The sequence below is a fragment of the Methylobacterium sp. genome, from assembly GCF_019745455.1.
In the GTDB taxonomy this organism is placed as follows: Bacteria; Pseudomonadota; Alphaproteobacteria; order Rhizobiales; family Beijerinckiaceae; genus Methylobacterium.
In genome coordinates this window covers 59,578-81,600 of sequence record NZ_JAIETD010000027.1, presented here as the reverse complement: position 1 = coordinate 81,600, position 22,023 = coordinate 59,578, and the positions used below count along the sequence as shown (strand labels likewise).

The 22,023-nt window shown below is 66.2% G+C and carries 15 protein-coding genes; 6 read left to right on the top strand and 9 right to left on the bottom strand.

Annotated elements, in window-relative coordinates:
• Positions 1 to 17: 17 nt before the first annotated feature.
• Entirely contained in the window at positions 18 to 506 is a 489-nt protein-coding gene (locus tag K2Y56_RS05510) for a phasin (RefSeq protein WP_292505911.1), read from the bottom strand.
• 522 nt (positions 507 to 1,028) lie between these two features.
• Here K2Y56_RS05510 and K2Y56_RS05505 point away from each other — a divergent pair.
• From K2Y56_RS05505 to K2Y56_RS05495, 3 genes are all read left to right on the top strand, one after another.
• The gene (locus tag K2Y56_RS05505) at positions 1,029 to 3,323 is read left to right on the top strand and encodes an ATP-binding protein (protein ID WP_292505909.1); all 2,295 of its coding nucleotides are present in this window, start codon (positions 1,029 to 1,031) and stop codon (positions 3,321 to 3,323) included.
• Between the two features lie 160 nt (positions 3,324 to 3,483).
• On the top strand, positions 3,484 to 5,433 hold the full coding sequence (gene acs, locus K2Y56_RS05500; RefSeq protein WP_292505908.1) for an acetate--CoA ligase: 1,950 nt from the start codon (positions 3,484 to 3,486) through the stop codon (positions 5,431 to 5,433).
• A gap of 279 nt (positions 5,434 to 5,712) precedes the next feature.
• Positions 5,713 to 7,500, top strand: a complete 1,788-nt coding sequence (locus K2Y56_RS05495) for an MFS transporter (protein WP_292505906.1) — start codon at positions 5,713 to 5,715, stop codon at positions 7,498 to 7,500.
• Between the two features lie 100 nt (positions 7,501 to 7,600).
• Here K2Y56_RS05495 and K2Y56_RS05490 read toward each other — a convergent pair whose 3' ends face one another.
• From K2Y56_RS05490 to K2Y56_RS05475, 4 genes are all read right to left on the bottom strand, one after another.
• Positions 7,601 to 8,965 carry a DUF2252 domain-containing protein gene (locus K2Y56_RS05490; RefSeq protein ID WP_292505904.1) on the bottom strand — a complete coding sequence of 455 codons (1,365 nt, stop codon included), beginning with the start codon at positions 8,963 to 8,965 and terminating at the stop codon, positions 7,601 to 7,603.
• A gap of 145 nt (positions 8,966 to 9,110) precedes the next feature.
• Positions 9,111 to 10,709, bottom strand: a complete 1,599-nt coding sequence (purH, locus tag K2Y56_RS05485) for a bifunctional phosphoribosylaminoimidazolecarboxamide formyltransferase/IMP cyclohydrolase (protein ID WP_292505903.1) — start codon at positions 10,707 to 10,709, stop codon at positions 9,111 to 9,113.
• A gap of 78 nt (positions 10,710 to 10,787) precedes the next feature.
• Positions 10,788 to 12,530, bottom strand: coding sequence for a heparinase II/III family protein (locus K2Y56_RS05480; protein ID WP_292505901.1), 1,743 nt, complete (start codon positions 12,528 to 12,530; stop codon positions 10,788 to 10,790).
• A 109-nt stretch (positions 12,531 to 12,639) separates the two neighbouring features.
• On the bottom strand, positions 12,640 to 14,010 hold the full coding sequence (locus K2Y56_RS05475) for an RsmB/NOP family class I SAM-dependent RNA methyltransferase (protein WP_292505899.1): 1,371 nt from the start codon (positions 14,008 to 14,010) through the stop codon (positions 12,640 to 12,642).
• Positions 14,011 to 14,084: 74 nt separating this feature from the next.
• On the opposite strand from K2Y56_RS05475, the gene K2Y56_RS05470 reads away from it, so the two are divergent.
• Positions 14,085 to 14,303, top strand: a complete 219-nt coding sequence (locus tag K2Y56_RS05470) for a DUF1674 domain-containing protein (protein ID WP_292505897.1) — start codon at positions 14,085 to 14,087, stop codon at positions 14,301 to 14,303.
• 12 nt (positions 14,304 to 14,315) lie between these two features.
• On the opposite strand, the gene K2Y56_RS05465 is transcribed toward K2Y56_RS05470, so the two are convergent.
• Positions 14,316 to 14,831 carry a L,D-transpeptidase gene (locus tag K2Y56_RS05465; protein WP_292505895.1) on the bottom strand — a complete coding sequence of 172 codons (516 nt, stop codon included), beginning with the start codon at positions 14,829 to 14,831 and terminating at the stop codon, positions 14,316 to 14,318.
• A gap of 180 nt (positions 14,832 to 15,011) precedes the next feature.
• Positions 15,012 to 15,662 carry a 5,6-dimethylbenzimidazole synthase gene (gene bluB / locus K2Y56_RS05460; protein WP_292505893.1) on the bottom strand — a complete coding sequence of 217 codons (651 nt, stop codon included), beginning with the start codon at positions 15,660 to 15,662 and terminating at the stop codon, positions 15,012 to 15,014.
• Positions 15,663 to 16,046: 384 nt separating this feature from the next.
• Here bluB and K2Y56_RS05455 point away from each other — a divergent pair, with 384 nt between their 5' ends.
• Complete coding sequence (locus tag K2Y56_RS05455) at positions 16,047 to 16,421, top strand: DUF2794 domain-containing protein (RefSeq protein ID WP_292505891.1); 375 nt, start codon at positions 16,047 to 16,049, stop codon at positions 16,419 to 16,421.
• 83 nt (positions 16,422 to 16,504) lie between these two features.
• Here the strand turns inward: K2Y56_RS05455 and K2Y56_RS05450 are convergent, their stop codons facing one another.
• Complete coding sequence (locus K2Y56_RS05450) at positions 16,505 to 17,272, bottom strand: Bax inhibitor-1/YccA family protein (RefSeq protein WP_292505889.1); 768 nt, start codon at positions 17,270 to 17,272, stop codon at positions 16,505 to 16,507.
• Positions 17,273 to 17,680: 408 nt separating this feature from the next.
• Between K2Y56_RS05450 and K2Y56_RS05445 the strand changes: the two genes are divergently transcribed.
• On the top strand, positions 17,681 to 19,408 hold the full coding sequence (locus K2Y56_RS05445) for a GGDEF domain-containing protein (protein WP_292505887.1): 1,728 nt from the start codon (positions 17,681 to 17,683) through the stop codon (positions 19,406 to 19,408).
• Positions 19,409 to 19,428: 20 nt separating this feature from the next.
• On the opposite strand, the gene K2Y56_RS05440 is transcribed toward K2Y56_RS05445, so the two are convergent.
• On the bottom strand, positions 19,429 to 22,014 hold the full coding sequence (locus K2Y56_RS05440; RefSeq protein WP_292505933.1) for an ABC transporter permease: 2,586 nt from the start codon (positions 22,012 to 22,014) through the stop codon (positions 19,429 to 19,431).
• Positions 22,015 to 22,023 lie beyond the last annotated feature (9 nt).

The window sequence follows — 22,023 nt, the reverse complement described above, 5'->3', positions numbered from 1 at the left end:
ATGGCTCTCTCGGAAGTTCAGTTGGTGGCGTTGTGGGCGGCCTGCTGGGCGTTGTCGCCGGCCTGACGTGCCGCCTCGGTGCCCTGCTCCATCGCCTGACGGGCCTGGTCGGCGCCCTGCTGCATCGCAGACTTCGCCTTCTCGGCGCTCTGCTGCATCACCGACTGAGCAAGGCCTCCAAACTCCTTGGCCTGAGCCTGGATCGCGGCGAATTGATTGCGTACGAATTCGGCCTGATGCTGCATCGCCTCCTGGACGTCGCGCGAGCGGACGAGCTTCTGCGCGAGATCGAAGGCGGCATTCACGTTCTGCTCGGCGAATTCGAAGCCGCGGGCCGACATGTCCTGGGCACTGGTCCGCGCAGTCTCGGCCGAGCCATGAACAGTCTCGGCGGTCTTGCGGGCGGCGCCAATGAACGAATCGAACGCCTTGCGAGCCTGATCGACGCTCTTCTCCGCGAAATCGCGCATCTCGGCAGGGACTTCGTAGGATGGAATGTTGCTCATGTTCGTCTCCTCAGACTTGCTTGTTGATGCATCGTTGTGCGCTGCACAATAACACGCCCGTCAGCCTATGACACCAGGGTCGGACGCATTAAGGTTGATATCTCGTAAACGTGTGTCGGCGCCTTTTGGTGTCCACATCCCCCCCGGCGATGCCCTATTAGAGTTCGCAGACCGCATCGGTGTGACGCGAAACAGGTTTGAATGTCCAATCGGGAGTTTGATCAAGGCTCGGACGAACGGGATAGCGCCTTCGCGGCGGTCCTTCGGCGATGGTCGAGCGATGCTCGTGTCGGCCGTCTGCTACAGGCTGTCGACGCCCAGTTGCTCATTCTGGACAACGCCGCGGCAACATTGCTTTACGCATCTCCCGCGGCAGCCGCGCTTCGCGCAGCCATTGCTTCACGTGACGGAAGTATCGACCCTGCGCTCTCGATAGGGACTTCTCTTCGTCATGCCGCTTTAGGTTCGGAGCAGGCTTCCCTTACGCGGATCCAGTTCGATCGGCGGCGAGTCCAGGCACCGGTGACATGTCTCGTCGCCCGGGCGATGTGCGACGGCGAGGCGGTGATCGCGCTTTTTCTGACGAGTCTCGCCCCTCGCCTGCGTCCCTTCGTCGAAAGCCTACCGTCCCTCGATGCCGCACCGCTGTCTCCCGGACCGTTTCAGGCGCCCCCTGCCCTGCCGCAGGTTGATCAGGACGCAGAGTTCCCGGCCGATGCCGACCGGCCACTTCGGTTCACTTGGCGGAGTGGCGCGGATGACCAGATCGAGAGTATCGCGGGTCCTGCCGGCGGCATCGTGCGCTCGGTCATGACGGGACAATCGTGGCAGGCCCTCGCCGAAACGCGCGTCCTTACAGACGCGGAAGGAATGCTTGCGGCGCTATCCAACCGGCGAACTTTCAGGGCCATCTCCCTGGTTCTGCGCAGACCGGGATCGACGGTGCCCCTCGAACTCGAATTGTCCGGCGCACCCCTCGGGCGAGCCGGACAGACGTTCTCCGGATATGGCGGATTCGGGCTGGTGCGCAGGATGGAGGCGGGCGATCCGGGCTACGACCTCGTGCCCGCCGAGGATACTCTTGTTGCCGAGCCTTCCGCCCTTGTGTCGATCGCCGACGTCGATCGCCCCCTCCCGTCGGTCCATCCACCCTCTCAGGATGCGGCCGACAGCGATCTGACCGGCGACGAGCACGATGCCTTTCGCGAGATCGCGAGAGCCTTGGGCGTACGATTCGCCGGCGACGTCGCGGCAAGGGAAGATAAGACGCGTGCAGGGCCCGGCGGCGACGTCATGCCGTTTCCCGGGCCGATCGCGAGGCCGCCGGAAACCGCGACGGCGGCATCCATTGAGCCGACATGGCCGTACGGCCAAGCCATGGCCCTCCTCGAACTGTTGCCCGCCGGCGTTGTGATCGTGCGCGATGGGGTGGTCCTCTTCGCCAACCCGCACTTCCTTGCCGTGGCCCGATATGACGATGCGGGCGAAATAGCCGCAGCGGGCGGGTTCTCGCGTCTGTTCCACGGCCTCGCTTCCACCGAGCTCAGCCGTTCCGATCGGCCGGTACTCCTCTCCAGGGGCCAAGGCGGCAGCCTTCCGGTCTCCGTCACGAGGGCCGAAATCGAATGGGAGGGATCGCCGGCGGAGCTACTGCTTGTGAACGACGCTTCGGCCGAACTTGCGGACGGCAGCGTCGCCGCTGCGGGTTTTGCCCATGATTTTGCCGTCAGACGAGCCGCCGCAACCGTCGCGATCCTCGACAGCCTGGACGACGCCGTCGTCACCCTCGATGCGGGTGGACGGGTCCTTAGTCTGAACCGTCGCGCGGCCAGCCTTTTCGCCCTCGATCCGCGAGAAGTCGTCGGCTGCGGGGTCACTGCCCTGTTCGCGCCCGAGAGCGCGGAGACCATCCTCGCGGCGCTATCGGCGCCCCTCTCGTCAGGCAGCCGACAGCAGGTGGTCCATCTCAGGGGTGCCCAACGTTCGCCCGTCCTCACGATGCGCCTGAATCCGCTCGACCACGGCGACGGGGACGGCGCGGTTCTGGTCCTTCGCGAGGTGCGGAACGCCGGCGAGATTGGCGGCGCCGACATTCTCAAAACCGCCATGGCCGCGAGCGCGCTCCGCTCCGAGGTGCTGGGTAAGATCAGCCACGAGCTCCGCACGCCTCTGAACGGCATCCTCGGCTTCACCGACGCGATGCTCTCGGAGCAGTTCGGACCGTTTGAGAACGAACGATATCGCGAGTGCCTGCACGATATCCGGGCTTCCGGGGAACACGTCCTCGGCGTCATCGACGACCTCGTCGAGATCGCCGGGATCGAGGCTGGGCGACGCGACCTCGCCTTCACCGAGGTTCCGCTCAACGAGATCGTCTCGAACTGCGTCGCGATGTTGCAGCCGCAGGCCTCCCGCGATCGCATCGTGATCCGGACGAGCTTCTCGGACAACCTCACCCGGCTCGTGGCCGACGAACGCTCGGTGCGTCAGGCCGCCCTCAACGTGATCACCAACGCCCTGCGCTTCACCGAAGCCGGCGGCCAGGTCATCGTTTCCACCACCATGGCCGATCGCGGCGAGATCGCCCTGAGGGTGCGCGATACCGGCAGTGGCATGACGCCGGACGAAGTCGAAGTCGCGCTCAAGCCATACAGCATCTCGGCGATGAACCCGGCCAAGGGTGGAACCGGCCTCGGGCTTCCCCTTACGAAGGCCCTCGTCGAGGCCAATCGCGGCCGTTTGCGCATCATGAGCCGAAAGCACGAGGGCACCCTCGTCGAGATGCTGTTTCCCACCACCGAGGCTCTGAGCGCCTGATCGGTGCGAAAATAGGTAGGCCTAGGGAGTCAGGCTTATGCCTGCATTCATTGATCATTCCCGCTTGCCGGCACGCGGCGACCACGCCTAGAACGACCGATGAAGCCCGGCTGCGCGGGATCGCGATACGATCGGGCACCAAGGATAGGAAACGACGCCAATGGACGAGAAGGTCGTGGACGTCAGCTCGGCATGGAGCGATGGCGCGCATGTCGACAACGCCAAGTATCTGGCGATGTACGAGGCCTCGGTGAAGGACCCCGAGGCGTTCTGGGGCGAGCAGGGCAAGCGCATCGACTGGTCGACACCGTATTCGACCGTCAAGAACACCAGTTTCGCTCCCGGAAATGTCTCGATCAAGTGGTTCGAGGATGGGCGCACCAATGTCGCCCTGAACTGCATCGACCGCCATCTCGCGACTCGTGGCGATCAGGTCGCGATCATCTGGGAAGGCGACGACCCGAACGAATCCAAGCACATCACCTATCGGCAGCTTCATGCGGAAGTCTGCCGGATGGCGAACGTCCTGCGCAACCGCGGCGTCGGCAAGGGTGATCGCGTCACCCTCTACCTTCCGATGATCCCGGAAGCCGCCTACGCGATGCTCGCTTGCGCACGTCTCGGCGCGATCCATTCGATCGTCTTCGGCGGGTTCTCTCCCGATTCCCTCGCTGGCCGCATCGAGGGCTGCGCCTCCAGGCTCGTCATCACCGCCGACGAAGGATTGCGCGGTGGCCGCAAGGTGCCGCTCAAGACCAATGTCGACGCAGCGCTCGCCCGACTCGGGCCGGACGCCGTCGACCACGTTGTCGTCGTACGCCGCACCGGCACGAGCGTGCCGATGGAGGCCGGCCGCGACGTCTATTACGACGAGGCCGCTGCGCTGGTCACGGACGAATGCCCGGCCGAGCCCGTCGAGGCCGAGCACCCGCTCTTCATTCTCTATACGTCCGGCTCGACCGGCCAGCCTAAGGGCGTGGTCCACACCACCGGTGGCTACCTCGTCTACGCCGCGATGACGCACCAATACGTCTTCGATTACCGCGAGGGCGAGGTCTATTGGTGCACGGCCGATGTCGGCTGGGTCACGGGTCACAGCTACATCGTCTACGGGCCGCTCGCGAACGGCGCCACGACGCTGATGTTCGAGGGCATCCCGACCTACCCGTCGAATTCCCGGTTCTGGGATGTCGTCGACAAGCACAAGGTCAACATCTTCTACACCGCGCCGACCGCGATCCGCTCGCTGATGGGCGGCGGCGAGGGCCCGGTGAAGAAGACATCCCGCGCCAGCCTGCGCGTGCTCGGCTCGGTCGGCGAGCCGATCAACCCTGAAGCCTGGGACTGGTACTATCGCGTGGTCGGAGACAGCCGCTGCCCGATCGTCGACACATGGTGGCAGACCGAGACCGGCGGCATCCTGATCACACCGCTGCCGGGCGCGACGAAGCTCAAGCCCGGCTCGGCGACGCGACCGTTCTTCGGCGTCCAGCCCCTGATCGTCGATGCCGAGGGCAAGACGCTGGAGGGGCCCTGCGAGGGGAACCTCTGCATCAAGGACAGCTGGCCGGGCCAGATGCGCACGGTCTACGGCGACCACGAGCGCTTCGAGCAGACCTACTTCTCGACCTACTCGAACCTCTACTTCACCGGCGACGGCTGCCGGCGCGACGCCGACGGCTATTACTGGATCACCGGGCGCGTCGACGACGTCATCAACGTGTCGGGCCACCGCATGGGTACGGCGGAAGTCGAGTCCTCTCTCGTGGCCCACCCCAAGGTCTCGGAAGCAGCGGTTGTCGGCTATCCGCACAACCTCAAGGGCCAGGGCATCTACGCCTACGTCACCTTGATGGAGGGCGAAGAGGGCTCGGACGAACTGCGCAAGGAGCTCGCGACCTGGGTGCGCAAGGATATCGGCCCGATCGCCTCGCCCGATCTGATCCAGTTCGCGCCCGGGCTGCCGAAGACCCGCTCGGGCAAGATCATGCGTCGTATCCTGCGCAAGATCGCCGAGGATGAGTTCTCATCGCTTGGCGACACCTCGACGCTTGCCGAACCGGCGGTGGTCGACGACTTAATCGAAAACCGACAGAACCGGTCCCGATAGACCCGACGGCGTGCGGAGACGGCTCGGATACGCTGCCGGCCCGTCTCCGCGGTGCAAAACTGTTACAAATTGTTTTGTGTCGCCTACAAATTTCTCTTTACCTGTTGGGCCAATTCATGGCCTGCAGTATCGTGTCGCTCGCGAGTTCGTGTTGATGAACCGGCTATGGGTCCAGCTGGCTCGGGTCTTCGAGGCTCGCAGGTTTCGCGGTTGACAAACCACGCCGGTCAAGGCGCGGCATAACTAAAGACAACAAAAGATCATTGGAGGAATGGGACGATGGCTGGGGCAACTGCTGTACCTGTTGCGGAGGAGGCGGCGCGACCGATGAGCGCCGGGGAAAAGAAGGTTATCCTGGCCTCGTCGCTGGGGACCGTCTTCGAATGGTACGATTTTTATCTTTACGGATCGCTCGCTGCGATCATCGGCGCTCAGTTCTTCTCCGCCTACCCTGAAGCCACCCGCAACGTCTTCGCCCTTCTCGCCTTCGCCGCCGGCTTCCTCGTCCGACCCTTCGGCGCGCTGGTGTTCGGCCGCCTCGGCGATCTGGTCGGTCGCAAGTACACCTTCCTCATCACCATCCTGATCATGGGTATCTCGACCTTCGTGGTCGGCTTGCTCCCCTCCTACGCGACGATGAATGAGTACGGCGTCGGCTGGGTCGCACCGGTGGCGCTCCTCGCCCTCCGCATGCTCCAGGGTCTGGCCCTCGGCGGCGAGTACGGCGGCGCGGCGGTCTACGTGGCCGAGCACGCTCCCCGTGGCCGTCGCGGCTTCTACACCGCCTTCATCCAGACGACGGCAACCCTCGGCTTGCTGCTCTCGCTCATGGTGATCCTGTTCACGCAGATCTACGTGAACGCGAACTATGCTCCGGTACCGACGACGCTTGCCGACGGCTCCGCCGGCACGATCACGCCCTTCGCCGCTTGGGGCTGGCGCATTCCGTTCCTGGTCTCGATCGTGCTGCTCGGCATCTCGGTCTGGATCCGGCTGCAGATGCAGGAAAGCCCGGCCTTCAAGAAGATGAAGGAAGAGGGCACCGGCTCGAAAGCCCCTCTCTCTGAGGCGTTCGGCCAGTGGCGCAATGCCAAGTGGGCGCTCCTCGCCCTGCTCGGCCTCACCGCCGGCCAGGCCGTCGTGTGGTACACTGGTCAGTTCTACGCGCTGTTCTTCCTCCAGACGATCCTGAAGGTCGACCAGTTCACGGCGAACGTCCTCATCGCCTGGTCGCTCATCCTCGGCACCGGCGGGTTCCTGTTCTTCGGCTCGCTGTCCGACAAGATCGGCCGCAAGCCGATCATCCTCGGCGGATGCGTCATTGCGGCGCTGACATTCTTCCCGCTGTTCAAGGCACTGACCGCGGCTGCCAATCCGGCACTGCACGCGGCCCAGCAGAACACGCAGGTTGTGGTCAAGGCCGACCCGGCGGATTGCTCCTTCCAGTTCAATCCGGTGGGAACTGCCAAGTTCACCAACTCGTGCGACATCGCCAAGGCGCTGCTCGCCCGCTCCGCGGTGAACTACAGCACCGAGTCGGTCGCTCCGGGCACCAAGGCCACCGTGACGATCGCCGGCAAGGAGTTCGCCGCTTCCGATCCAGCCTTCGCCAAGGACGTCGGTGCGGCGCTCACTGCTGCCGGCTATCCCGCTGCGAACAACCCGGGCATCGTCAAGATCGCCATCGACCCGAAGGACGGCCTCTCCAACTTCGCCAAGGTGATCGACATCTTCTCGGCACAGAAGCTGACCATCATCGGCATCCTGACGATCCTCGTCCTCTACGTGACGATGGTGTACGGGCCGATCGCGGCGGCGCTGGTAGAGCTCTTCCCGACCCGCATCCGCTACACCTCGATGTCGCTGCCATACCATATCGGCAACGGCTGGTTCGGCGGACTGCTGCCCGCCACCGCCTTCGCGATGGTGGCTCAGACCGGCGACATCTACTACGGGCTCTGGTACCCGATCGTCATCGCCGTCGCGACCGCGATCATCGGTGCTCTGTTCATCCCGGAGACCAAGGATCGCGACATCTTCACCTACGACGAGGCGCCCACCCGCTAAGCGGAACGGCCAGTTAAAGTGAGAAAGGCCCCGTCTTGAGACGGGGCCTTTTTTGTTTGAGCTCTGACCTTTGCGAGGAAGTTCGCTGAGGACCCTTCGGTCAGTCGTCGCGCGCCACGAGGGCAGCGTGGTCGTCCTGGGTTTGCGTCGCATATCTCCAGGCGAAGCAGGCGATCGCCTCGTCGAAGACGTCGTCTTCTCCCAGGTAACCGGCGATCGTGGCCGCGTCGCCGGAGCGGGCATGGGCCCGGGCAAGGGTGCGTCCGCACAGGCGGGCGTAGCGCCTCGGCTCGTCCTTCGACATCAGGCCGGCCACGTCGGACAGCTTGTGGTTCTTCAATTGCCGTACGTAGTAGGAACGGCCGCTCGTAGGGGACCGTGCGGTGCCCAGGAAGAGGTCGCTGGCGGCCTGCATGATTCGTTGTCCCTGGACGATCCGCTGGCCGTCGTCGATCGAGGACGGCAGCTGACCGAGCACCAGGGGTGCGAGCACCGATGGCCGCGCCTCCTTGATCTGGAGGAAGAGCGGCGCTCCGTCCGCATCAGTGTAGAGGCCGACGGCGCAGACCCGGCCGACGGAGCCGATACCCACGACCTTGAAGGCGACGTCCCGCAAGCCGTAGCGCGCGACGAGCGCTCGCCGCTCAGGCGACAGGCTATTCGGATAAGCCAGAAGGCCAATCCGAGCGTCGCGAACCGGCGTGTCGTCTCCATCAGCCAAGGCATGGAAGACCTTCTTGCCGTCGTCGGCGATCCGCCACGTCGCGGGCGGGCCGTCCTTCGTCTCGGGGGCGAGACCCGGCACGTCGGCACTCTGAAGCGCGTCGCTCAAACCCGCCTCGAGCCCGGCCCTGACCTCGTGGCGAGAGGGGTCGTCGTCGATATGGGAGATCTCGTGGTCGAGGTCGATGCTGGAGCGCCAACAGGCCAGTGGCTCCATCTGTGCGAGCCGATGCATGTGCTCGCGATAGGCGCGGACGCTCGCGCGGGCCGCCTCCCGGGCGGTCTCGGCATCGAACTCGGCTTCGGCAAGGGCTTCCACGGCGACGCTGGCAGCCAGGCGCTTGATGTCCACGGTGAAATCGACATCCGGCATCGTCTCGTCGAAGTCGTTGATGTCGAATACCGCCCGGCCTTCCGGGCTCGGAAAGACGCCGAAATTGCCGATGTGACAATCGCCGCAGGCTTGGACCGGAATGCCGGCCATAGGCCGTCCGATCAGATCGGCGGCCATCACGGCAGCCGCGCCGCGCAGGAAGGTGAAGGAGTTCTTGCGCATCTTCTTATAGCGCCTCGGCACCAGGTCGGGCAAACGGCCGGCGTCGCTCTCGGCCAGGATCGCAAGGGGATCCCGTCCCGGCGCCGGTTGCCAGTCGGCATGGTCTTGGCGCGAGATCACCTTGCGGAGAGCTTCGCCTTCGGATTCGCGTATTGCGCGCTTCCGGTGAGCCGACGCATCGCTCATGGAATGGACCTCCGCCGGAGTACCGGATCGATCTAGAGACTGGCGAAGGGGAACGCCCGCTTCGGCAATCGGATGATGGAAGTCGTTGGCCGAACCGCCAAGCAGCCGAGCCCAGGAAATCCGCGAAGGTGTTTCGGGTTGCGCATCAGTGCCGGAAGTGTCGGTGCCCGGTGAAGACCATGGCGAGGCCGGCCGCATTGGCAGCCTCGATGATCTCGGCATCGCGCATGGAGCCGCCGGGCTGGATCACTGCCGTAGCGCCCGCCTCGGCTGCGGCCATCAATCCGTCGGCGAAGGGGAAGAAGGCGTCCGAGGCGACGACTGCGCCCTTGGCGAGGCTATCGGCGGCGCCGGTCCGTGCGGCGGCCTCGGCAGCCTTCCAGGCGGCGATTCGCGAGGAATCAACCCGGGACATCTGCCCGGCGCCGATTCCGACCGTGGCACCATCCCTGGCATAGACGATGGCATTCGATTTCACGTGCTTCGCCACGCGGAACGCGAAGATCATGTCGGCGAGTTCGCGCTCGCTCGGAGCCCGCTTGGTGACGACCCGCAGCGCCATGTCGTCGACGACGGCGTTGTCTCGGCCCTGCACCAGGAGACCGCCCGAGAGCGTCTTCACGGTCTCTCCCGGCGCCCTCGGGTCCGGTACGGTGCCGGCGAGAAGCAGGCGCAGGTTCTTCTTGGCGGCCACGATGGCGATCGCCTCCTCGGAAGCGTCCGGAGCGATGATGACCTCCGTGAAGATATCGACGATCCGACGCGCCGCCTCGGCATCGAGGGAGCGATTGAGCGCGACGATGCCGCCAAAAGCCGAGGTCGGGTCGCAGGCTAACGCCCGCTCGTAGGCCTCCGCGAGGCTCACGCCCGTTGCGACGCCGCACGGGTTGGCGTGCTTGATGATGGCCACCGCAGCCGCCGTGGGCGGATCGAATTCGGCGACGCATTCATAGGCCGCGTCGGTGTCGTTGAAATTGTTGTAGGAGAGCTCCTTGCCCTGGAGCTGCCGTGCCGTCGCGACACCCGCCCGCACCTTGCCCGGGCCACGGTAGAAGGAGGCCGCCTGATGCGGGTTCTCGCCGTAGCGCAGGGCCTGGGCGAGGCTGCCGCCGAAGGCGCGGAAGGGCGACGGACCCGAGCCTTCGGCCCGCTCGGCCAGCCAGTTTGCGATGGCTGCATCGTAGGCAGCGGTACGGGCGAAGGCGCGGGCAGCGAGGCGCCGCCTCGTGGCCAGGCTCAAGACGCCGGAACGCGCGTTCAGCTCCTCGACGAGCGCAGCGTAATCCCCCACATCCGTCACCACAGCGACGTCCGTGTGATTCTTGGCAGCTGCGCGAATCATCGCCGGGCCGCCGACATCGATGTTCTCGATGGCGTCGTCGTCCGGGCAATTCTTCGCGATAGCGGCCTCGAACGGATAGAGGTTGACCACGAGGAGGTCGATTGGGCGGATTCCATGAGCAGCGAGGGCTGCCTGATGCTCGGGGTTGCAGCGGATCGCCAGCAACCCGCCATGGATCGCCGGGTGCAGGGTCTTGACCCGTCCATCCATCATTTCGGGCGATCCGGTGACGTCGGCGACCTCCATCACCGGAAGGCCCGCCTCTCTCAGGGCCCGATGGGTACCGCCGGTCGAGACGAGTTCGACGCCGTGCGTGACGAGTGCGCGTGCGAAATCCACAAGGCCGGTCTTATCGGATACGGAAAGGAGTGCGCGGGTCACCCGCACAGGATCGGACGGCATCGAAAACCCGTTCTCGCCAGGAATTAAGTAGCGGGCCGGTAGCATGAATCCTGCCCACCGGACCAGCCGGCAGCGCGATCAGTGAGGCGTGGCTTCGACCCGTTCGAAGCGCCAGCGCAGCCGGGCCCCGCTTCCGACCGTAAGATAGACCACGATCTGGTCGGTACGCCGCGCTCCCGTCAGCCCGGCGAAATAAACGCTCTCCTCGATCGCGACGTCGACGGCATTGTCGTCGGATTCGACGCCGAACTGCCAGACTTCGCCCTGCGGCGTCGCGAGTTCGAGCCCATCGCCGGAACGCCCCCGTACGGCGATGCCTGGGTGGAGGTGGAACCTGACCGCGACCTCATGCTCACGCTGGCGCCCTTTCTCCTTGCGTCCCTCGCGAACGAACGCATCCTCGCCTTGGAGGGTTTGCCCGTCGGTGAGGAGCCGCCAGCGCCGCTCGTGGACGAGCCCGAAGCCGCTCACGTAGCCGTCATGCCGTGCGGCGAGCACCTCTGCGTCGGCGCCGCGGGTGCGCTCCGAGCGGACGTTGCGCGGTCCCGACAGAATGACCGGGCCGATGCGCTGCGCGAGCCAGTCGATGGCGCGCGCTTCGCCCCACCAGGCCCCGCCCGCGAGGAAATGGCACGACGATGTGTCGGCGACGCCCGCGGTCGAATGCGCCGCCGTGCTCCGTGCGACCCGGCGCAGCTCCGGTCCGCTCGCCGGAAGCCCGCAATTGACGACGATCCGCTGAGGTCCGCTCGACATCTCGAAGGACAGGCAGCCGGCCCCGGCCTGCGCAGAGGCGACCATCGGCGGCGGTGCGCCGACATCGGCGATCAGGACGATCCGGCCCGCCTCCAGTCGCTCATAGCCCGAACGCGGCGCATGCATCATCGGCTTGCCCTGCGCGCCATCGTAGATGAGCAGGGTCGCGAGGTGATCGGCAGCGGTGGCGCCCATGCCGTTGAAATGGCTCAATGAGGCATCGCCGTGCCGGAGCAGTCGCAGCAGAGGCAGCATCCGGTCGATGGCGCGCAGGAGCGCCTCGGGAGGGTCGACGCCGCGGCTGAGGAAGCTCTGCCGCAGCGGGAGCAAGTCAAGGAGAAGCTCCATGGCGAAGCGCGGGTCACGGCTGAGATGGCCGCCGTCGGCCAGGATCTGGCGGTCGAGTTCTCGCGAGAGGACGCGCGTTGAGCGCTTGAGGATCGCCTCGATGCCCTCGCAGCAAAGGCCGGCATAGGTCAGTGCCATGGCCGCGATCAGCCGCGTTTGCGGCACGCCGGTGCGGCGCAGGTCGCGCTCGAGGTCCCGTGCGGCGCGACCGAGCGACTTGAGGAAGGTCTCGTAGAAAGCGTGGTCGGCCCCTTCCAGGAGCAACGGCGATTGGCAGAGGAAGGAAATCAGCCGTCGCGCTGCCACAGGGGTCGGACGGGCGAAGGCATCCTCGCCGCGTCCCGCGATGAAATCGGCGACGAACGCGCGGGCGTTTGCTCGTGCCAGCGCCGTATCCGCGGCACGCAGATGCCGCAGCCATCCGAAGCCGTAGAGTTCGCCGGCCCATTCAGGCGAAGGCGGCGCATAATCGAAGGGCGAACGCCCATTCACCGACAGCGAGCGCCCAGCGAAGACGAAGAGCCCGGCATAGATATCGTCGGCGAAGGTAGCGTCGCTTGTGCGAAGGTCCTGTGGCGCGATGACGAGCCCGGTGACGCGGGCGCGCGCGAGGATGTCCGGCCGTGCGCCGACCCGGGCGAGGCCGCCGCGCACCGCACGCAGGGCCTCACTCCCGATCAGCCGATACAGGCGCCATCGCTCAGCCCCCCAGCCCACGTGGTCTCCTCGTCCGGCGACGCATCGCCGATGGGCGCTGCAGCATGGTCCCGTCCGAGGGTAGGGTTCCTCGGCTTAACCAACGGTTAAGCATACAAAATTCGCCGGCTTATCGCTCCCGTCTGAGCCGCGCCGCGAAGAAGCCGTCGAGTCCGCCTTGGGTCGATGAAGTCTCGCCGTCGAGCTGCGACGGCAGAGTGCGCAGGTCGCCGTTCGGATCGATCGCCTCGCTCAGCCCCCCTATCTCCTCGGGACGGACCGAAACGCGTGCGAAACCTGAATTGCGGGCGAGGAATCGCTCCATCTGTACCTCGCCTTCTTCCGGTTCCAGGGAGCAGGTACAATAGACGAGGCGGCCGCCGGGCTTCACCAGGGTGGCGGCCCGGTCGATGAGTCGGGACTGAAGTCCCGCGAGGCGACCGAGATCGGCCTCCGTCTTGATCCAGGCGACCTCGGGGTGACGCCGGATCGTGCCCGTGGCCGAGCACGGCGCATCGAGGAGGACGGCGTCGAAGGTCTCGTCGTTGCCGAGCGCCAATGCGTCGCCGACGCGGATCTCGGCCTCGAGCCTGAGGCGTGCCAGGTTCTCGGACAGGCGCTCCATGCGCGGAGCCGAGCGGTCGACGGCCGTCACTACGGCGCCTGCTGCGGCAAGCTGCGCGGTCTTGCCGCCGGGCGCCGCACAGAGATCGACGACGCGCTCGCCCGGTTCGACCGCAAGAAGTCTCGCCGGAAGCGCCGCGGCCGCGTCCTGGACCCACCAAGCGCCCTCGTCATAGCCAGGCAGTTCCGAGACGGCGGAATGGACGTCGTGAAGCCGGATACTACCGGTCGGCAGAAGCACGCCGCCGAGGCGCGCCGCCCAGGTCTCCGGTGCGTCCTTCACGGTGACATCGAGGGGAGCGCCCCGCAGATGGGCGACGGCGATAGCGCGCGCCGTCGTCGCGCCGTAGCGGCTCTCCCAACGGGCGCCGATCCAGTCCGGAGTATTGTCGCCGAGGGGATCGGTGCTGGCCGCGAAGATCGCGTCCCGCTCGCGCACCACACGCCGCATCACCGCGTTCACGAGGCCGGCAAGATGCTGGAGCTGAGGGTCGCCTTTGGCGATCCTCACCGCGAGGTCGACGGCGGCGTGGTCCGGCACGTTGAGATCGAGAATCTGGGCGGCGCCGGTGGCGAGGAGTGCCACGAGCCGCGGCTGGTCCTCCGGAAGTCCCTGCGCCATGCGTTCGTGCAGGGCGCAGCGGAGAAAACCGAGGCGCCGGAAGGTCGCGGTGGCGATGGCGCGGGCGAGGCCCGCATCCGCCGGGTCGAGGCGGCCGTCGCGGTCGGCCTGCGCCAGGGCATCGTCGAGGGCGAAGGCGCGGTCCTTGCCCAGGAGATCGGACACTGCCGTATGGGCTACCTGACGCGCGGCGAGCCCCGCCACGCTGATATCGAGCGCCGGGCCGGAGCCTGGCGCGTTGCGGCGAGCCGCCATGAATGCCACCTTGGATCAGAGACGCCCGCATTGCGGCGGGCACCGATCACGACGCCCTCCCACACAGGTTCCCCATGACGCAAGACGCAAATCCCGACGATCGGCCGACGATCGAGCCGCGAAAGCTCACGCCAGCCGCCGCGCGCGCTCTCGCGGAGGCGTCTGCTCGCCGGGCCGAGATCGACGCTCGCGCCGCCGAGATCGCGTCGGCCCGTGAGAAACAGGGCCGCGGCGGCCTCGAGCCGGTCCGCTACACGGACTGGGAGGTGAAGGGCATCGCCGTCGATTTCTGAACCCGCCAGCGCTCAGCGCGTGACGTAGACCTGCGTTCCGACGTCGACCCGGGCGAACAGGTCGACGACGTCCTGATTGTACATGCGGATGCAGCCATAGGAGGCGTATGTCCCGACCGAATTCGGCCGGTTCGTGCCGTGAATGGCGTATTCGCCGCCGGCCAGGGTCATCGCCGCCGCGCCCATCGGGTTGCTGGGCGAGCCGCCAGCAATGACGTTGGGCAGTCGGGGGTTGTCGCGCTTGACCTCGCGCGGCGGCGACCAGGCCGGCTCGACATATTTTCCGTCGATCCGCGTGGCCCCGGTCCACTGCTTGCCGGGCCTGCCCACGGCAACCGGATAGCGAATGGCAGTGCCGTCACCGTTGACCAGATAAAGCCGGCGCTCGCTGGTCCTCACGATGACGGTTCCCGCCGAGGCCGCCTCCGGGAACATCACGACCTCACGCGCCCGGACCGGCGCCGAGACGAGCGTTCCGGAAAGCAAAGCTCCCGCTACCACAGCACCAAATCCCGAGCGCCCGACCATCACTATCACTCCACTCAACAAGCGTGACCGCAAGTGCAGTGATAATGGCGAGCTTCGGCTTGACGTTCCGGCTACTGGGATGGTGTCGCTGCAGGCTTTTGCGCGATGCGGTAAAGGCGGCCCCGTGGCGATCCGAAGAAGGCATGGGATTGCCGTAAGCCTCTCCTCACCATCAGGTGGTCAGCGTTCGAACAGCCGCATGGCCACCTCGCTCCGATCCTGCCAGCCATGACGGATCAGCTCGGGGTCCAGATGCTCCTCCTGCGGATAGCCGACGCAGAGATAGGCCACGAGCTCCCAGGTGGGTGGCAGGTCGAGGCAGGTGCATACCGCTTCCGGTTCGAGGATCGAGACCCAGCCGACGCCGAGGCCGTTGGCGCGCGCGGCGAGCCAGAAGGTCTGAACCGCTGAGACGACGGAGTAGCGCAGCATCTCCGGCATCGTCGCCCGGCCGAGCCCGTGGCCGGCTTCCGTCGCGGTATCGCAGAACACCGCGAGATGGATCGGAGCTTCGCGCAGGCCCGCGAGCTTGAGGCGCTCGTAGGCGTGACGGCGCTCCACGTCGGCGTAGTTCGCTGCGGCTTCGGCGTTGCAGCGCTCGAAGCTCGCGACGACAGCAGCCCGACGGTCGGGATCGGCAACACGGACGAACCGCCAAGGCTGGCTGTTGCCGACCGACGGGCTCAGCGTCGCAAGGGCAAGGCAGGCGCGCAAGACGTCCTCGGCCACTGGATCCGGCCGGAAACGGCGCACGTCGCGGCGCCAGGCGAACAGCTCACCCAAACGCGCGCGGAAACCGGCATCGAAGCTGCTCACGATCGTTCCGCGCATTTCCTTCCCGACGTCCTCCATAGCCGAAAAACAATGGCGTTCGACATCGCTGCGCGAGGTTCATCACGAAAAAAGGGCCGCACTCCGAAGAGGCGGCCTGAAGTCCTTGGGTCTCGAAACCTCTGGAATGTCGGGGCCGAATGGCCGGGCGCTCCCCGAAAGGCTGGGGGACCATAGAGATCGGGGCGCGATCCGGCCGTCGGAACCGACGAGGTTTCGCAACACATGTGACGTCTCATGAAGGCCTGTCGAGGGCGCGAAGGCGGCGAAAACGTGGTCGGATGTTTCCCGCGCGTCACCCTTGCGGGGTACTCGGCGCGAGCCCATCATGTTCGGCCACGCGGTGAACGAGGACGCAATGGCGTCCGTGACGATGGAGTGACGATGAGCGAGAGGTCCGGCGCCGAGCATCGACCCGCGGAAAGCGCCGGGATCGTAGTGCCCTTTCCCGTCGCCTCAACCGCGCCGCAGGTCACCTTCGACCGCCAGGAGCTCAGGGCGATCTTCAACCTCTATGGACGCCAGGTGGCCGACGGCGAATGGCGCGATTACGCCATCGATTTCCGTCGCGACAAGGCTGTGTTCTCGATCTATCGGCGCAGCTCCGAGATGCCGCTCTATCGTATCGAAAAGGACCCCAAGCTCGCCCGCCGCCAGGGCGCCTACGCGGTGATCGCCGCCACCGGCCTGGTGATGAAACGAGGGCACGACCTCGCGCGGGTGCTGGTCGTGCTGGAAAAGCCTCTGCGCACGGTGTGACCGTTAGCTCGGACAGACCTGGAGAACAAAAAAAGGCCCCGGCGTTTCCGCCGGGGCCTCTTCGTCGATACTGTAGCCAGCGCTTAGCGGCGGTCGCCGAGCAGCGAGAGCAGCATCTGGAACATGTTGATGAAGTCCAGATAGAGCGTCAGAGCACCGTTCACCGAGAGCTTGGCCGCGCCTTCCGCATCGGCGCCGCTGTAGAGGAACATCTCCTTCAGCTTCTGCGTGTCGTAGGCCGTGAGACCTGCGAAAATCAGGACGCCGATCACCGAGATCGCGAACTGAAGTGCGCTAGAAGCCAGAAAGATGTTCACCAGCGAGGCAATGATCAGACCGATCAAACCCATGACCAGGAACGAGCCCATGCCCGACAGGCTACGCTTCGTCGTGTAGCCGTAGAGGCTCAGGCCGCCGAACGTCGCCGCCGTGATGAAGAACACCCGCACCACGCTGGCGCCCGTGAAGACGAGCAGCAGGGTGGACATGGATGCGCCCATCACCGCCGCGAAGACGAAAAACATCGTCCGCGCCGAGGCCGCCGACATCCTCTCCATCCGGAAGGTGAAGAAGAAGATGAAGGCGAGCGGGGCCAGCATCAGCACCCACTTCAGCGGGCTGGTGTAGAGCATCTGGCCAAACGGGGTCAGGGCGATCTTACCCGTCGTCGTCTGAGCCGTCGCGGCCATGTTGAGGCCCAGCGCGACCAGACCGGAGATGCCGAGGCCGACGACCATGTTGTTGTAGACGCCGAGCATGAAGGCGCGCAGGCCCTGGTCGACATCGACCTGGGTGCCGGCATAACCAGCCTGCTGGCTTCCGTACCGGAAGGGGCTGTTGTCGAATGCCATGGGAGATTCCTTTGGAAACTCTCTCAGCGTGTGATTTTCGAACCGAGGCTCACGCACACCGCCTCTGGCGCCACGGAGCGCCTCGCCGCTAGATATGTTCCGTGATGCGGCGCGGCACAAGAGGCCTGCGCGATTCCTGCCAAGTAATTGCAGCGCCGATTGTCGCAATTTTTATTCGGTCCGGGCGGGATTAAAAACAGCGCGCGCGAAGTTTGAGACGTTGTCTCGGGCACTGCGCGTTCGAGGTTCAAGGCAAGACAATCGACCAGGAAACGCTCGGCCTGTCCCGGTGCTTGATCTTCGCGTTGCTTTGTCGAACTATTCTCCCTCCATTAAGCATAGGGCTTAAGAGTTTCGAGATGATTTTCGCCTGGTCTCTTCGTTTCAGAGACTTGGTGGTGCGCGACCATGAACGGGATGATCGAGGTTGCAACGCAAGCCGCTGCGACGAGTCGCGGCGTCAAGCTGCAGCGGAGCTTGATCCTTCAGGGCGGTCTCGTCCTCCTGATGATGGCGATGGTGCTCGCGGGTTTCTTCTTCACAAGCGCCCAGCAGCAGACACTGATCGATCTGCGCGAAGGCGGCCGCCAGATGCGGATCACGCTCGACAACCTGATGGAGGCCGAAGCCTTCGTGCTCAACCGTGTGGTCCTCGACCAGTACGGAGATTCCGGTGCCTTCTCTCGGTCGATCGACAATCTGGAGAGCCGCCGCGAGAGCCAGATCGCCAAACTCACTCCGTTCCTGCGCGCGGATGCGTTGCGAGAGACGGATGCCGGAAAGATCCTGTCCTCGCTGCATGACGCCTGGAACCAGGCGATCGCTCTCGCCCATGGCGGCAAGCGATCCGAAGCCGTCGCCCTGCTCGCTGCGCGGGAGACCGGCCCCACGGTCGAACGGCTGCGCCAAGCGATCGATGCCTACTTGGTCAGTTGGAACGCGCAGTTTCCGATTTACGAGCATCGCGTCGAGATCGGGAAGGCGGTGGTGCCGCTCCTGGTCGTGCTGTTCGGCGGCGTGATGCTGTTCGCTTTCTGGTCGGCCGCGGCGGACGCCAAAGGCCGTGCCCTCGCAATGACCGAGGCGACCGCCTCGCGCCGCCAGGTCACCCGGCTGTTCGAGATGACCGACATGCTCCAGAGCGCGGCCGACATTCTCGACGCCAACGCCGTCCTCAAAGCCACCGCCGACGAACTGATCCCCGGGTTCGGCGGCGCCCTCTACGTCTTCAACAACTCACGCGACCGCCTGACCCTGTCGACCTCCTGGGAAGTTCCCGACGGCCGGGCACTGCCCGAACTCATCGCGCCGACCCAATGCTGGGCGCTCAAGCGCGGGAAACCGCATACCAACCGCGCCGACGCCAAGGGTCTGTGCTGCGAGCATCACGTTTCCGGCAGCGCCGTCCTTGAAATCCCGATGATCGCAAGGGGCGAGATCCTCGGGCTTCTGCAGATCTTCGCCACCGGCCTAGCCCCGGAGGCACGCCTCGACGGCATCCTGCCGCTCGGATCGGCGCTGGCCGACGGGATGTCGCTGGCCCTCGCCAACATCGCCCTGCGCGAGAAGCTCCGCAGCCAGGCCCTGCGCGACCCGCTCACCGGGCTCTACAATCGCCGCTACATGGAGGACAGCCTCGAGCGCTTCGTCCGTCTCGCCGAGCGTGAGAACCGCAAGTTCTCGGTGATCATGATCGACCTCGATCACTTCAAGCGGCTGAACGACGAGCATGGTCATGCAACGGGCGATGCCGTTCTGCGGGAAGCCGCCGCCGCGGTGGTCGGGGCGCTCAGAGAGACAGATGTCGCCTGCCGATACGGCGGCGAGGAGATGATCGTCCTCCTGCCCGATTGCGACCTCGACAAGGGAGCCGAGAAGGCCGAGGCCATCCGGCAGCGGATCGAGGCCCTGTCGGGTCAGCACGGCGCGGCCGTCTCGGCCTCGTTCGGCGTCGCCTGCAGCCCGACCACCTCCAACGGCAGCATCGATCTGGTGCGCGCTGCCGACGCCGCCCTGTACAAGGCGAAGCAGGCTGGCCGGAACTGCGTCGCCACCGCGCCGCAACGATCGGGGCAGAACGGCGGCAAGAATCCGGTCCTGGTGTCGGCGGCCCCGGTCCTCCAGGCCGCCGAATAGCCCAGAGGGCTTCCTGCGCCTCAGAACTGCCGGAGATAGGCTGCCGGCTTCTGGCCGAGGATGCGCCAAGTGCCGGCGAGCCCGAGGACCACGGCGAAGACCACCGCCAGCCCGGCCGCGACTAGCGCCCCTGAGAGGTCGAGGGCGAATTCGAGCCGCATGACCTGCGTGACGATCACCCAACTCGCCAGGGAGCCCGCCAGGAGCCCGAACAGGGCTGTGACGAGGCCGACCGCGCCGTATTCGAGGGCATAGGCAAGCAGCAGCCGCCAGCGGGTCGCGCCGAGCGTCTTCAGCACGACGGCATCGTAGAGCCTCGCCCGGTGCCCGGCCGCGATGGCACCCGCCAGCACGAACAGGCTCGCGATCACCGCGACCGCACTGGCGCCGCGGATCGCCAACACGAGCTTGCCGACGATATCATTGACGGCGTCGAGTGCATCCTTGACGCGCACGCTCGTCACCGACGGGAAGCCGCGGGCGACGTCCCGGAGGATCATCGCCTCCGCCTTCGCGTCGGGCCCACCTGACAGCGTCAACGTCGCGAGGTCGGAATGGGGCGCGCCGCGGAACGTGCCGGGCGAGAATACCATGACGAAGTTGATGCCGAGGTTGCGCCACTCGACCTTGCGGAAGTTCGCGATGGTGGTGGTGAGGTTCCGGCCGAGCACGTTGACCGTCACCGTGTCGCCGATGGACAGCTTGAGGCGGCCGGCAAGTTCGGCGTCGAAGGAGACGAGAGGCGTTTTGCCCGTCTCCTCGTCCCACCACTTGCCGGCGACCAGACTGGATCCCTCGGGCAGGTCGGCCGCGTAGGTGATGCCGCGATCCCCATCGAGAACCCAGGTTGCGTCCTCTGGTGCCTTGATCTCGCCAGCCGGCACGCCGTTCAAAGCCGTGATCCGGCCGCGCATCATCGGCACGCGCTCGATCTTGGCGCCGGGCGCCAGCTTGCCGAGCGCATCGTGAAAGGCATCGGCCTCGGTGGCGGGAATATCGAGGAAGAACAGGTTCGGTGCTCGCGCCGGAAGGGAACTCGTCAGCGTCCGGCGCACGCTCACGTCGATGAGGCTCAAGGTCACCAGCAGGGTCACGCCGAGCCCGAGGGAGAGCACGATCGCAGGGGTCAGGGCGCCGGGCCGGTGCAGGTTGGCGAGCGCCATCCTGGGCGCTGCGAGGCGCGGGCGCGGCAGGCGTCTGGCTCCCGCCATCACGCCGATCGCGACGAGACGAAGCAGTCCGAAGGCGAGGCCCGCCGCCGCAATGAAGATGAGTGCTACACGCCTGTCGAAGGCCGTGGCCACCGACAGGACCACGAGGGCACCGATCGCACCGGCGAGGATCAGGCGGTAGCGCAGCCGGGTTCCAGCGCCGTTCGGGTCGACCACGTCACGGAACAGGCCAGACACCGGAACGTCGTGTGCCCGCCCAAGGGGTACGATCGCGAAAGCCAGGGCGGTGAGGAGCCCGTAGGCAGCGGCGAGCCCGAGCTCGCCTGGCGACAGCGTCGGATTGAGCGGCAGCGGCAGGTCGTTGCGAAACAGGGCGTCGAGGAGGAAGGGCAGCCCGGCGCCGATGACGAGGCCGATCCCGGTCCCGATCGCGGCGATCAGCATCACCTGGGTCAAATACAACGAGACGACCTGCGCCCCGGGCGCGCCGACGCTCTTCAGCGTTGCGATCGAGCCGCGCTTGCGTTCGACGAAGGCATGAACGGCATTGGCGACGCCGACGCCGCCGACGATCAGGGCGGTGAGGCCGACGAGGGTCAGGAACTGGGTGAACCGTTCGATGCTCTTGGCAAAGCGCGGATCGGCATTGGCGCGAGAGCGCATCTCCCAGCCGGCATCGGGGGCGACTTTTCCGATCGTCTCGGCAGCGCGCAGCACCTCCGCGTCGCTCGCGGCGGGAAGCTGGAGGCGGTAGCTGAAACGGTTGAGGCTGCCCGGCTGGATCAACCCTGTCGCATCGAGGGCGGCCTGCGAGATCATCACCCGCGGACCGAAGCCGATGCCGTTGGCGATCTTGTCGGGCTCCGACACCAGCGTCCCGCGGATCGCGATGGCCTGACCCGCGATGGTGATCCTGTCGCCGATCTTGAGGTCGAGGCGGGTCAGAAGGAGCGGATCGACTACGGCGCCGTAGGCGTCGTCTTTCTTCTCAAGCCATTCGGACAGAGGCCCCGCCGGATCGGTGATAAGGTCTCCCACGGCCGGGTAATCGGCGCCGACCGCCTTGAGCTCGACCAGGGCAGCACCGTTGTCGCCTGCCAGCGCCATTGCACGCAGGGTGGTGACCACCGAGACGCGACCCTGGGCATCGAGCGCGGCGCGTTCGGACGGCGTCGCCGATCGGTTGATGAGGCTGTAGGTGAGGTCGCCACCGAGGATGCGACGGCCCTCGCGCCCGAGCCCGTCCGTGAGCGAGCCCGCGATCGAGGCGACGCCGGCGATGGCGGCGACGCCAAGGGCAATGCAGGCGAGGAAGACGGCAAAGCCCGAAAGGCCGCCACGCAGCTCGCGCAGCGCGAGACGCAGGGTGAGCGGCAGGCGGCTCGCCCGGGCCGGCAGATTGGCCGGTAAAGCCCGGGGAAGTGTGCCGTGCATCGATTCAGC

Bases quoted from the DNA above. Each gene is read 5' to 3' on its own strand.
- K2Y56_RS05510 (WP_292505911.1), bottom strand. From the start codon at position 506: ATGAGCAACATTCCATCCTACGAAGTCCCTGCCGAGATGCGCGATTTC.
- acs (WP_292505908.1), top strand. From the start codon at position 3,484: ATGGACGAGAAGGTCGTGGACGTCAGCTCGGCATGGAGCGATGGCGCG.
- K2Y56_RS05495 (WP_292505906.1), top strand. From the start codon at position 5,713: ATGGCTGGGGCAACTGCTGTACCTGTTGCGGAGGAGGCGGCGCGACCG.
- K2Y56_RS05490 (WP_292505904.1), bottom strand. From the start codon at position 8,965: ATGAGCGATGCGTCGGCTCACCGGAAGCGCGCAATACGCGAATCCGAA.
- purH (WP_292505903.1), bottom strand. From the start codon at position 10,709: ATGCCGTCCGATCCTGTGCGGGTGACCCGCGCACTCCTTTCCGTATCC.
- K2Y56_RS05475 (WP_292505899.1), bottom strand. From the start codon at position 14,010: ATGGCGGCTCGCCGCAACGCGCCAGGCTCCGGCCCGGCGCTCGATATC.
- K2Y56_RS05470 (WP_292505897.1), top strand. From the start codon at position 14,085: ATGACGCAAGACGCAAATCCCGACGATCGGCCGACGATCGAGCCGCGA.
- K2Y56_RS05465 (WP_292505895.1), bottom strand. From the start codon at position 14,831: ATGGTCGGGCGCTCGGGATTTGGTGCTGTGGTAGCGGGAGCTTTGCTT.
- bluB (WP_292505893.1), bottom strand. From the start codon at position 15,662: ATGCGCGGAACGATCGTGAGCAGCTTCGATGCCGGTTTCCGCGCGCGT.
- K2Y56_RS05455 (WP_292505891.1), top strand. From the start codon at position 16,047: ATGAGCGAGAGGTCCGGCGCCGAGCATCGACCCGCGGAAAGCGCCGGG.
- K2Y56_RS05450 (WP_292505889.1), bottom strand. From the start codon at position 17,272: ATGGCATTCGACAACAGCCCCTTCCGGTACGGAAGCCAGCAGGCTGGT.
- K2Y56_RS05445 (WP_292505887.1), top strand. From the start codon at position 17,681: ATGAACGGGATGATCGAGGTTGCAACGCAAGCCGCTGCGACGAGTCGC.
- K2Y56_RS05440 (WP_292505933.1), bottom strand. From the start codon at position 22,014: ATGCACGGCACACTTCCCCGGGCTTTACCGGCCAATCTGCCGGCCCGG.